The 12686-nt window shown below is 43.7% G+C and carries 10 protein-coding genes and 2 tRNA genes; 6 read left to right on the top strand and 6 right to left on the bottom strand.

Going from position 1 to position 12686, the window contains the following annotated elements:
• Positions 1-6: 6 nt before the first annotated feature.
• Complete coding sequence (locus tag R7190_RS12360; RefSeq protein WP_167416011.1) at positions 7-936, top strand: CHAD domain-containing protein; 930 nt, start codon at positions 7-9, stop codon at positions 934-936.
• A gap of 69 nt (positions 937-1005) precedes the next feature.
• Complete coding sequence (locus R7190_RS12355; RefSeq protein WP_005375991.1) at positions 1006-1794, top strand: lipase family protein; 789 nt, start codon at positions 1006-1008, stop codon at positions 1792-1794.
• A 74-nt stretch (positions 1795-1868) separates the two neighbouring features.
• Here R7190_RS12355 and R7190_RS12350 read toward each other — a convergent pair whose 3' ends face one another.
• From R7190_RS12350 to R7190_RS12335, 4 genes are all read right to left on the bottom strand, one after another.
• Positions 1869-2123 (bottom strand): hypothetical protein, encoded by a 255-nt coding sequence (locus R7190_RS12350; RefSeq protein WP_005375990.1) that lies wholly within the window; start codon positions 2121-2123, stop codon positions 1869-1871.
• Positions 2124-2253: 130 nt separating this feature from the next.
• The gene (gene amyS / locus R7190_RS12345) at positions 2254-3777 is read right to left on the bottom strand and encodes an alpha-amylase (protein ID WP_167416010.1); all 1524 of its coding nucleotides are present in this window, start codon (positions 3775-3777) and stop codon (positions 2254-2256) included.
• Positions 3778-4084: 307 nt separating this feature from the next.
• A tRNA-Cys gene (locus R7190_RS12340) sits at positions 4085-4158 on the bottom strand.
• Positions 4159-4194: 36 nt separating this feature from the next.
• Positions 4195-4281, bottom strand: a tRNA-Leu gene (locus tag R7190_RS12335).
• A 550-nt stretch (positions 4282-4831) separates the two neighbouring features.
• Between R7190_RS12335 and R7190_RS12330 the strand changes: the two genes are divergently transcribed.
• From R7190_RS12330 to R7190_RS12315, 4 genes are all read left to right on the top strand, one after another.
• Positions 4832-6463, top strand: a complete 1632-nt coding sequence (locus tag R7190_RS12330; RefSeq protein ID WP_005375988.1) for a methyl-accepting chemotaxis protein — start codon at positions 4832-4834, stop codon at positions 6461-6463.
• Positions 6464-6664: 201 nt separating this feature from the next.
• On the top strand, positions 6665-7894 hold the full coding sequence (gene alr / locus R7190_RS12325) for an alanine racemase (RefSeq protein ID WP_005375987.1): 1230 nt from the start codon (positions 6665-6667) through the stop codon (positions 7892-7894).
• A gap of 311 nt (positions 7895-8205) precedes the next feature.
• Complete coding sequence (locus R7190_RS12320; RefSeq protein WP_031781397.1) at positions 8206-8937, top strand: AzlC family ABC transporter permease; 732 nt, start codon at positions 8206-8208, stop codon at positions 8935-8937.
• Positions 8934-9242 carry an AzlD family protein gene (locus R7190_RS12315; protein ID WP_005375985.1) on the top strand — a complete coding sequence of 103 codons (309 nt, stop codon included), beginning with the start codon at positions 8934-8936 and terminating at the stop codon, positions 9240-9242. The genes R7190_RS12320 and R7190_RS12315 overlap by 4 nt, the downstream gene beginning before the upstream one ends.
• 140 nt (positions 9243-9382) lie before the next feature.
• Here the strand turns inward: R7190_RS12315 and dld are convergent, their stop codons facing one another.
• Together dld and R7190_RS12305 are read right to left on the bottom strand one after the other, a co-directional pair.
• Positions 9383-11089, bottom strand: a complete 1707-nt coding sequence (gene dld / locus R7190_RS12310) for a D-lactate dehydrogenase (protein ID WP_053349928.1) — start codon at positions 11087-11089, stop codon at positions 9383-9385.
• A gap of 382 nt (positions 11090-11471) precedes the next feature.
• A complete protein-coding gene (locus tag R7190_RS12305; RefSeq protein WP_017633645.1) occupies positions 11472-12374 on the bottom strand; it encodes a LysR family transcriptional regulator in 903 nt (300 codons plus the stop codon).
• Between the last annotated feature and the right edge of the window lie 312 nt (positions 12375-12686).

Raw genomic sequence — 12686 nt, 5'->3', positions numbered from 1 at the left:
CTCATCATGTTTCGAAAGTCATCATTTCAATTACCGCTACATACTGATTCCGAACTCGACTTCGTAGTGCCCTACTTCTTCCTTAGTGAATTTGATTATGCACGCTCTCTGGAGCTGGGAATCATCGAAGACTTGGATCCTGAATATACACACCAGTATCGCGTCACACTAAGGCGCATACGCTCACTATGCGTACTACTTCGCGAACTGATACCTCCTTTTGAACTGAGTATTTTGAAACCTCATTTAAAAATAATGATGAAGAAAACAAATAAGCTGCGTGATTTAGACGTATTTATCTTGGGCAAAAAACAATACATTGAAATGCTCCCAAACCACAAATCGTCTCTTGAGCAGCTTTTTGGCTTTATCGAAGCCGAACGTGCTTACGAACAGGCAAAAGTTACGCGTTGGCTAGCTACAGAAGAATACACAACGCACTGCACTTTGGTCAGGAATAGTCTGCTGCGAAGTACGCAACACGAACGAGTGGATAGCAACGTACCTGCGTTACTCTTCGCAAGCCAAAAAATCTCCGATCAATTTAAAAAAGTTGATAAAGCACGACGCAAGATCTCGGACAAAAGTCGTGACAGTGTGATTCATTCGATGCGGATAAAGTGCAAAGCGCTGCGTTATTTGTTAGAAGGATTTTCCACGCTCTATCCTTCCCAACAGCACAAAAACAACGTGAAACAACTAAAACTATTGCAAGACAAGCTCGGTGACTTTAACGACACTTCAAGTCAAATTGAATTTTTCGCACAACTCAAAGAGACAGCAAATCTCAATAAACAAGATCGTAAGGCTTTGAAAAAGCTAATTAACGTACTTAGCGAACATCATGAACTCTCTCGCCAAACCATCTTGACGCATTTAAGCCAGTTTGAGTCTTTCATTCGCGATACCAATACACAGAATCTCTACCGACCCTAAATCAAGGTTCACGTATTTTTAATATTCATTAATTACAGTCAACCGTTAGGCTCCACTAAGAAAGTTAACGTGAAACCATTAAAACGATACCAATACGAGCGCTATGCGGTGCTTTGTAATCTCGCCTACCCTCGCGTCTTCAGGCAAACTCAATACGGGTTCGATCCTAATGGGCAACGAGTCATTAGAAATGAACACGGTAAGATTATGATTCGCGTGCTCTGGAGTAAAAAACAGAGTGAAGTGGTCGTAGTGATTAAAGGCTCACACAGTATCAGTGATTGGTTGTTGAACTTCGCGATGTGGACGAGAAGCTGTCGAAGGTTGGGACTAAACTATCGCATTCACGCGGGTTTCTATCATCTGTTGTTCCAAGAAAGTTTACCGAGCCGGAATGAAGATCGGTTAGGGTTGACCGTGATCGAACGCCTCGAAGGTATCGTTGTACCACTTATTCTCAGGGGGAAAAGAATCACTATTACTGGCCACTCTTCAGGTGGCGCGATTGGCAGTGTTTTTGCTGACTATATTGAGAAAAAATACCCAAAAAGCATTAAACGCGTGGTCACTTTCGGACAGCCCGCTGTCGGGGATTGGACGTTTAAGAAACGCTACCGTTTGGGGCACAAAACATACAGGATTTGTTGCGACATCGACATCGTGACCTTTATGCCGCCCGTACCTTTTTTGTATTGGCATGTAGGCAAAATGCTATGGTTATATAACGGGAGAATATACGAGAACACCCCAACGCTCATACGGCTTGGGCGCTCCTTATTTAGTTGGTTAATGCGACCGTTCTCTTATCACTTTATGAGTAAATACATTCGCGACAAAGACTTTTTTGATGAACGCTGAGTTAAACATCCGAAAGGTATGACGTACAGACACGAAAAAGCCGGACTTCGCCGGCTTTACGATTAAGTGGTGATCTACAGAGAGGCAATTTCTTTTTCAAGTTGATATTTGTTATCTGTGACAATTCGCTCTAACACTTCAACACGTCGCTTCAAGTCACCAATTTGCTTGTTAAGGTTATCTTGTTCTTCTCGGCTCATCGTATTACGTTCAGATATCTCCAACGCTCTTACTTCTTTACGATGGTTCAAGATTAACTTTATTATCCCGCCCCCAAATATGGCACCGAACACAATAGCCACAACCAATACATCAGCAATAGATTCCATTCTTTATCTTCCTCTAGATTATGCTCAAATATAAGTTACTCATTTGTTGAATGAATATCAAATAACACATTGATTCATTGAAAAGTTTTATTAAGAATTGCCTACTCTGTATCAAAATCACAGGAATGGATTATTCAACGCCAACCCAAACCGAGACAGATCCGCCGTTTACTGGGAACTCAGCCCAACCATTCGCATCAGTCCAAATGTCTTCAGTTCGGATACCCAACTTGTCTACGTAGCGAGCACTTGGTTTACCCGTATACATCCACTTCGAGCCGCCAGGTCCATCACTCATGATCACGGCCATTGAATGTGGATGATTTGCATCACCTTCTCGAGTCCAACCAATTACGTCCCAGTGGTCGAGATAAGAATGTTGTTTGCCATAGGCATAATCTTTACGCAGTGTTACTAGCTCTTTAATGTAAGGCACTTTGACCATATTGATGTCATGCCCTTTATCACTGTACTGCGCGCCGTAGTAATCTGCATAAAACACGGATGGATAACCTTCTTCACGCAATAAGATAAATGCGTAAGCGAGCGGCTTAAACCACCAATCAACGGTTGATTCCAACGCCTGCAAAGGCTGAGTGTCATGGTTTTCTACTAAGGTAACCGCTTTGACTGGATTGTCCTTCATCAGCGTACCATCCATGATTTGACGCATATCGTAGCTACCACCCGATTTAGACGCATTATAAAAGTTCATATGTAACGGTGCATCAAACAAAGACATGCTGCCAGAGGTTTTGGTGATAAAGTTATGCAGCTGATTCACATCGTAGTTCCAGTACTCTCCGACCGTGAAAAGTTCTTTCCCTGTTTTCCAACGTAGGTGATCAATCCATTCTTGCAGGTATTGATATTTGATGTGCTTCACCGCGTCCATTCTAAACCCATCGACACCCGTCATGTTGATATACCACTCGCCCCAGTCTTTCAGCTCTTGCTTCACTTCAGGGTGATCCATGTCTAGATCAGCATACATAAGGTAATCGTAGTTGCCTTTTTCCGAGCTAACTTCCCAATCCCATGCCTTACCTTCACCTTTGAATTTGAAGATAGCTTTTTCTTCGCCAGCATCGTCCCAGTCCACGCCATCAAAGTGGTACCACGTCCAATGAAAGTTTGAGTACTTGTCGTTGCGCCCAGGGAAATCAAACTCTACCCACGCTTCAATCCATTTATCACCAAGTTCAATATTTCGGTTGTTCCAATCTACTCGCTTGGTATCAACCCAAGACTTTCCATCCGCACCACCGCGATGGTTGAACACCACATCGCCATAAATCTGGATATTGTTTTTATGGGCAGCATTGATGGCGCTTAGGTACTGATCTTTGGTGCCATACTTGGTGCGCACCGAACCTTTTTGATCAAACTCTCCCAAATCGTACATATCATAAACGCCATAACCGACGTCGTTGCTACCACCAGCACCTTTATAGGCGGGCGGTAACCATAACGCAGTAAAGCCGTTATCAGATAGTGCCGACGCGTTGTTTTCAACTTGTGTCCAGAGTGCACCGTCATTTGGCACATACCAATGGAAGTACTGCATCATGGTGCCATTTTGTGCCGCCATTACAGGCGAACTGAGCAGCAAAGTTAAGGGTAAAAGTGTAGGTTTAAGGTTGAATGTTTTCATTATTTTTCTCTCACGTTGAGGACTAGAATCCTCCTTTCTGTATATACGCACCAAGCGATACTAACTATGACGCTAGCTAGGTTGCTGCCTGTAATACAAAAAGCTCGGATTACAATCGAAGAGAAACTATCACCAATCACACTATACAATTATTGAGTTGTCTAACATTTATAAAATCAATGAGTAGCGCGTTAAAAATATTGAATGGTGATCAAAACATGGGAGACTTTAGGAAAGCGCGAAGGGTTACGAAAAGGCGGACTAAAAACGAAAAAAGCCAGTCATTTAAGACTGGCTTTCGAAATAGTGGAGGCGCCTCCCGGAGTCGAACCGAGGTCCACGGATTTGCAATCCGCTGCATAGCCACTCTGCCAAGGCGCCTTTCTGATTTTTTATCTCTGTCACCAAAGATTTTGATGGTGCCCCGGGCCGGACTTGAACCGGCACAGCGCGAACGCCGAGGGATTTTAAATCCCTTGTGTCTACCAATTCCACCACCAGGGCAACGCAATCATGCGATGGGTTAGACACCATCTGTCTCAGCGACCTTTGCCGTGAGAACGAGGCGTACTGTAACGGATTAATTTATCTGGTCAACAATAAATTTTATCTTTTTGATTTAAGTGCTTAAAAAGCGATCTGCCTAGTATATTTGGCATTCAATTAGACCAATAAGCACCCGTTCCCTTTCATTGTCTATTAAGTCATACGCATACTAGTGTCCGAAACTGCTTCGAGGTAAACACGCGACTATCACGCTATGAACGCTGATCTTTTCACCGCTGTAACATCTGTAACAATTTGATTCCCTGCTCTTGGCACGACTGCGTACAGAACATCATATTTTGTTACCGATAACTTTATATCGAATGTGGTCGTACCTTTATAAAATCATTGACTTTTTTTATTTTCAAACAAAGCTCAATTCATTATCGAAAATATCAATAAATAATGGTACGTTACACGAGTTGCAGTAATTTAATGGACATATATCACATATAAGGATGTGGTTTACTTTGGCGACACAACATAAGAAAAACAAGGTATATCACTAATGTCTATCAAGAATCTTTCTATAGCGAAAAAGATATCGCTATCGTTTTTACTCATTGCCATCGTCAACATTGCATTTGGCGTATTTTTATCTACAGAGCTCAAAAGCATCAAATCTGAGCTTTTAAACTATACCGACGATACGCTTCCTGCAATGGAAAGGGTCGATTCGATTCGAGATCACTTGTCTCGCTGGCGCCGAGCTCAATTTGCTGCGTACACTTATGAAGACGCAGACCAAGTCAAAACTAAAATTTCTAACAATATTAGAGAACGCGAAAAGATCACTAGAGAGCTCAACGCTTACGGTGAAACTATCTGGCCTGGCGAAGAGCAGCAAACTTACCAGCGTCTTATGCGTCAATGGAAAAAGTACTTGGTTACTATGGACCAGTACAATGAAGCGATGCTAGCTAACGACAAAAGCAAGGCCCACCCTATTTTGGCGAACTCCTTGTCTGCTTTCGAAGCGGTTGACTCAGAGTTAGGCGAACTAATCCGTCTCCTTAAAGAAGCTATGGATAGCAACAAAACTCATATCCTGTCCTCTGTAAATGGATTGAGTAATTCTTCAATTGCAAGTAACGTGATTATTCTACTGATCATGGTAGGCATGACATACGTGCTGACTCGCCTAATTTGTGGCCCACTTAAACTTGTTGTTGAGCAAGCAAATGCCATCGCGACAGGTGATCTATCAAGTGACATTGACCGTAAAGCAATCGGCAATGACGAGCTTGGTGAACTGGCAGACGCGACCACTAAGATGCAAGACGACTTACGCCAAGTTATCGATAATGTGATTGCTGCAGTTACTCAGTTAAGCAGCGCTGTCGAAGAGATGAACCAAATCTCCGATATTTCTGCGTCTGGTATGAAAGATCAACAGCTGCAAATTACGCACATAGCAACAGCAATGACAGAAATGAAAGCGGCCGTAGCCGATGTTGCTCGTAACACTGAAGACTCAGCGAACCAAGCTAACGAAGCAAACCGACGCACACAACACGGTGTTCGTGAAACCCAAGGTATGGTTGACGCGATTCAAGAAGTTTCAAACGTAATTGGCGCTGCAGGCGATACCGTAGCAGAGCTTGAACAGCAATCGAATAAAATTAACGTGATCGTGGATGTTATCCGCGACATTGCCGATCAAACCAACCTACTTGCACTTAATGCAGCCATTGAAGCGGCGCGTGCTGGTGAGTCTGGTCGTGGCTTTGCCGTCGTTGCAGACGAAGTTCGAACTCTTGCCGGCCGTACGCAAGATTCAACGAGTGAAATCACTTCGATCATTGAGCAGCTACAATCACTTGCAAAAGACGCAAAATCAGCTACTGAACTTTCTAGAACCAGTATCTCAGAATGTGCAGAACAAGGCATTCAATCAAAACAGCTGATGAGCGACATTGAGCATTCGATTTCGGACATCTCAGACATGGGTACCCAAATCGCCACGGCTTGTAACCAGCAAGACTCTGTTGCGGAAGAGCTTAACCGCAGCATTGAAAACATACATTTGGCATCTCAAGAGGTCTCGCAAGGTTCGGAGCAAACCGCACAGGCGTGCCGCGAACTAAGCCAGCTATCCATTTCTCTTAAAGATGTAATGAGCCGCTTTAAACTGAGTTAAACTCAGTGGATACCTTAGTAGATATCAAATCAATCCCGATTTGCTTAAATTGAATGTCATCACTGAGGTATATTTAGGTATATATTAAATCACTATCTTAATAAACGCTCCAAAGCACCACTTGGAGCGTTTTACTTCGTCAGGTACTTTCCCCAAGTACTCAATAACATAACCAATACAAAAAACGCGTACGGAGACTTTATGCGCTTAAATAAAACCTTACTATCACTGACTATCGCTGCTGCAGTCGCGGTTCCTGTAATGCAAGCCACTGCCGCTCCTCTTCAAATTAGCAATACAGCAGCAAAAGCAGAGCAAGTTCAAGGTGCTAACGCTTGGCTAGAAATAAACTTAGGTCAGTTCCGCGATAATATTGAGCAGTTTAAATCGCACATGGATGGCAAAACGAAAATCTGCGCCGTGATGAAAGCCGACGCATACGGCAATGGTATCGCAGGCCTGATGCCGACTATTATCGAGCAACAAATTCCTTGCGTTGCCGTTGCAAGTAACGCCGAAGCACAAACTGTTCGCGACAGTGGCTTTAAAGGCCAACTTATGCGTGTACGCTCAGCGGATATTGGCGAGATTGAAGCCGTAATCGACCTAAACGTCGAAGAGTTGATAGGCACAGCAGAGCAAGCTAAAGCACTGTCTAAACTAGCCGAGAAAGCTGGTAAAGAAATCAAAGTTCACCTTGCTCTGAACGACGGTGGTATGGGACGTAATGGTGTTGATATGACGACAGAAGCGGGCAAGAAAGAAGCGCTAGAAATCGCTCAACAAGCTGGCGTTAATATTGTTGGTATCATGACTCATTTCCCTAACTACAATGCAGACGACGTGCGCCAAAAGTTAGCTTCATTCAAAGACAGTTCTGCATGGCTGATTAAAGAAGCGAATCTAAAACGCGACAACATTTTACTGCACGTAGCAAACTCTTACACCGCGCTTAATGTTCCTGAGGCCCAGCTTGATATGGTTCGTCCTGGTGGCGTTTTATACGGAGACTTACCAACTAACCCTGAGTACCCTTCTATCGTGTCTTTCAAAACACGCGTGGCATCCGTTCACCACCTGCCAAAAAATAGCACAGTCGGTTACGACAGCAGCTACACAACAAGCAAAGAAAGCTTAATGGCGAACATTCCTGTTGGTTACTCTGATGGTTATCCACGAAAAATGGGGAATACAGCAGAAGTTCTGATCAATGGCCAACGTGCAAAAGTTGCGGGCGTTGCTTCAATGAACACCACAATGGTAGATGTTACAGGTATCAAAGATGTTGAGCCTGGTTCTGAAGTTGTTTTGTTTGGCTCCCAACAAGGCAAAACGATTTCAGCTGCTGAGATGGAAAAACACGCAGAAGTCATCTTCCCTGAACTATACACGGTTTGGGGAAGCGCGAACCCTCGTGTCTACGTAAAATAAACCTATTCAGTTATTCGTAACAGAGCGAAAAAGCGAGCCTCGTGCTCGCTTTCTTTCTTATTTACTAATCTGTACTAGCTCGTGATGTTATCAATTAAACAGAGCTTACTATTTCTGTTGTTTTAATCTCCTTTAGCACTACCAAGTACGACTCTCTACACTCTGTTTCTTAAAGCCGCTTGGATGGCTCATTTTTATATAGCACTTAGTGTTTGAAAGCCCCTCCAATTGATGTTAAACATGAAGTTTACAAAAGAATAACAAACACACTCGTATGGCACTGCCCCTTTGCCTGCTAGCTAGGTATCTCTATGACAGAAAATACTCAACATCTTCAACGCTCCTCCGCTGAGTTGCACGAATTTAATCGGCTTGACGTCTGGAACGGATTCACCCAACTTTTACCCCTCTCTATGTTCGTGGTCATATTTGGCCTCGCTTTCGGTGTTGCTGCGGTACAGACTGGACTAGATGTATTTCCCACTATGTTGATGAGCACACTGGTCTTCGCCGGTGCTTCACAATTTGCCACGTTAGAAATGTGGGGAGCAGAAGTCCCTCTCATTCCAGTTCTTATTACTGTATTTGCTATTAATGCTCGTCACCTCTTGATGGGAGCCACACTTTATCCATGGTTACGACAACTCCCACCAACAAAACGTTACGGTGTAATGCTGGTAGCATCAGACGCTAACTGGGCAATGGCACTCAATGCATTTGGTAGAAAAGAACCAGGCTTTGGCTTGCTTGTTGGTGGCGGCTTAGCGATGTGGTCTTTTTGGATTGTGGGCACCTGGATCGGCATTTATTTTGGTAGCGCAATCAAAGATCCGGTGGGCCTCGGGCTCGATATGGTTATGGGATGCTTCCTGCTGTCTATGGTGGTGGCCGGGCCGAAAGACTTAAGAATCTTTTCTATTTGGGCCATAGCAGCAGCCTCTTCTATGTTGGCGTATTGGTATTTGCCAGAGAATAGCCACGTAGTGGTTGGCGCCATTACTGGCGGAGTATTGGGTGCTTGTTGGAAGGAGAAGAAAGCATGAACATCGAAACAACCATAGGTGGCACACTGCTTATCATCATCGCTATGGCGTTAGTCACGCTCATAACCCGCTGGGGCGGAGTGTATGTTATGTCATTCATTCCAATTAGCGAACGGGTTCAACGTTTCATTACTGCGATGTCAGGCTCCGTACTGGTTGCCCTTTTAGCTCCGCTAGCAGTAGAGGGTGATAATGGTGCTAGAGCAGCACTGTTTTCTACTGCTGTTGTCATGTTCATCGTGAAAAAGCCTCTACCCGCAATTGCAGCAGGCATCATCGCCGCCGCCGCGGTACGTGCTCTTTAGTCGCTGTTTCAACGCCGATACCAGTCATCAATAAAAGACCCAAAACACAAAGCCCTGATGTCACAAGTGTCATCAGGGCTTATCTTATGCTCATCATTTGAACGATGAACAACGATTATTAATCATAGTGAGACAGCACATTACGCACAGCAGTTACAATTGCGCTTATATTTGTCCATTTTACCAATACCAGGGTTAAAGGTATTGGTTGGGTCTAATTCGTGGTAAAACTTCTGCAACGAGTTTTCGGCTTCATACAAGTGACCCACATTATGTTCTGCTGGGTATTTGGCACCACGGCTATTGAGGTGCTCTAGCATCAGCTTTTTCATCAACTTCGTGTCAGTCCCTTTTTTGAAAATGTAATCTTGATGGAAGACGTAACACATAAAGTGACCATAATAGAGCGCTTGAACAAGGTGCTTACTCACCTCTTCAGGCAAAGTTTCTAGCCACTCTTCATCATTGCGTCGCAATGCGATATCAAGTGCAACGATGTCTTCTACGTCTTTTCGATGAATCGTCTCGTACCGAATTGCTGCACCAGCGGCTGCAAAGCGATGTAAATAAGCTTTTTTACCTTCTTCCGGCGTACACTCGAAGAAATCACAGTCGTCTTCAACAGCCCAAACTTCTTTGAGGTATTTTTGTGCTTCAGCAATACCACCATCACTCATTTTCAATACCAGGTGATGCTCATACTTGTCACGGAAATCCAGCATTCGCTCTGGTAAATGTTGTGGGAACAACTTGCTCGCGTAGTACAAAATGGTGTCTGGCAGATATTTACTGACAAACGGGATGCGCTCTAAGAAGTTTTCTACCTTAGCTTTAAGTGCGAACATTTTTGGCAGCTTATCTGTGCCTAACAAGTCGATGGATAAGAACACATCCTTGCCGTACTTCTCTGCCATGTTGAAGATATCTCGATGCAAGTATTCTCCCATCTCAGGCAAGTTATCAAACGTAGATAAGAAGTCTTTTCGCAACTTCGTTAGTTTCGCAGGGTCATTGGTGCCAAGGTAAAAAACCTGCTCTTTTTCGGGTACTGGGTAGCTGTCAACCCGAACGGCAAAAACCCCCAACTTACCAGCGCAGCCACTGGCTTCAAATAATCGGCGTTCATCGGCATTAAAGCGAGAAGGAATGTCAGAAGTCACGTCTCGAACACGTTCATCGTATTCTTTGTCTGATGCCATTCGCTCATCATGAATGATCTTCGCTGGGTCAAAGTTCCCTTCTTGCAGGTTTGTTAGAATTTCTTCTGGCGTTTCACCTAACCCTTCAATACCAAGGTGGTTCACCAAATGTAACTGGCCTTGCTTATCGACCTGCGCGTAGAGCGCCAGTTCCGTATAAGCAGGACCACGCTTAACTAGCGCACCGCCTGAGTTATTGGCGATACCACCGACCACAGTGGCACCTAGCGATGAAGAGCCGATGATAGAATGCGGTGCTCGGTTCACTGCCTTCAACTCTTTCTCCAAAGAGTGTAAGCTCGCACCAGGCAAGCAAACCGCCTGCTTACCACCATCTAATAAGTGAATCTTCTTGATTTTGGTAATATTGATCACAACCACATCGCGATCATAATCATTACCACTCGGAGCTGAGCCCTCTGTTAAACCTGTTTTAGCCGCCTGCATGATAATGATGCAGTTTGCTTCAACACACTGTTTAATAATCTTCCATTGTTCTAGAAGAGTGTTAGGAAACACGATAGCAAGCGCATTACCACTACCCGAACGAAACCCCGAGCGGTAATATTTCGTTTTAACCTCGTCGGTTAGAACATTTTCTTCCCCCACGATGGTTTTAAATTCTTCAATCAGCTGCTTTTGTTTCATATCCGTATCTCTAGTTATTGTACTTCGCTCACAACACCGCTTAGCGGCAGGCATGGCGTTTGAGCCACTATAAGCAGTCCATTTCTCTGCGTCTATGTCAGGCGGACGAACAATACGTAATCAATAAACAACAAACAAAATAATTCTTTATTTTTCTGTTACTTATCTTTCACATTTGAGAAATTTAACGTAAGAAACAGACCGTTTCTTAAAAGAAACAATAGCAAAACCATTTGTTAACAGTTGTGCGGGGTATCTTGTTATCAATATTAGTGAAGAAAACGAGGAGAAGCGTAAGCTCCTAAATTTAAGAGGACTCTTAGAAATGAAGATGGAAACATAAGCTCAACACCAACATAACGATCGGTGTTGAGTTATTGGCTTAAAATCGATGGTTTTGACTTTGAAAGCTTGTGTATAGATGATCGATAAAGATCTTAATTTTTTCTGGTTGCTGACGAGTGTAAGGGTACACCGCATAAATACCCAAACATTTGGCGGTTTCGTCTTTAAATAACTGAATCAGACTGCCTTGCTTTAAGTCTTCATAAACCAATACACGCGGCACATAGATGATTCCCTGCCCTAACAGCGCCACATTTCTCAATACAGAAGAATTGTTAGTACAGAGGTTACCGTCGACGGTGATTTGATATACCTCGTCTCCATCTTTAAACGCCCACTCATGCGCTCCGGTTTCTTGGTAGGAATAGACTAAACAATTGTGTTTAGCCAAGGCTTGAGGTTGTTTAGGTATGCCATGTTTAGCTAGGTATTGGGGTGACGCGCAAATGATCCAATTTGCATCCACCAGCTTTCTTGCAATCAGACTAGAATCTGGCAACACACCCGTTCTAATTGCCAAATCAAAACGTTCATTCACGATATCGACGAAACGATTATCTAGATCCATATCGATATTGATGTCTGGGTATTTCTGATTAAATTCATTAATCACTTGAGGAAGAATTAATTCACCAGAGATAGTAGGCACCGAAATTTTAATGTTTCCAGATAAGTTTTTACCTAAACCCACAATGGATTCTTCCGCCGTTGCCACCGCTTGATAAACCGCTTTTGCATGAGTAAAAAACGCTCGTCCTGCTTCAGTCAACGTTAGCGTTCGCGTTGTTCGGTAGAGAAGCTGTACACCAAGCTCTTGTTCAAGCTTGGCAATCCGTTTACTGACGACCGATTTGGTCAGTGACATATGTCTCGCGGCAGCACTGAATGAACCTTGCTCGATCAAGTGATAAAAAATGATGTAATCGTCGGTATTTCTCATGCGTCTTCGTCAAATCCTTTGGAAGCCCGTATTGTAAACTGAAATTGGCTGAGGTGCGAAACATCGGGTCACACTTAATATCAGAAACTCGTGACAGAGATGGGGTTGCTAAGCTCACAGGTAATGAAAAAGAGATGGTGTGAATTTATCAGTCTTCAGATACAAAAAAACCAGCTTTCGCTGGTTTTAAGTTGATGCACTTGGCATCGAGATACCGCCATGGCCATATCTGAATAATTTGGAGCGACACACGAGGTTCGAACTCGTGACCTCAACCTTGGCAAGGTTGCGCTCTACCAACTGAGCTAGTGT

It is taken from the genome of Vibrio sp. 1078-1 (genome assembly GCF_033340475.1).
This window is presented reverse-complemented; position numbering and strand designations above follow the sequence as displayed.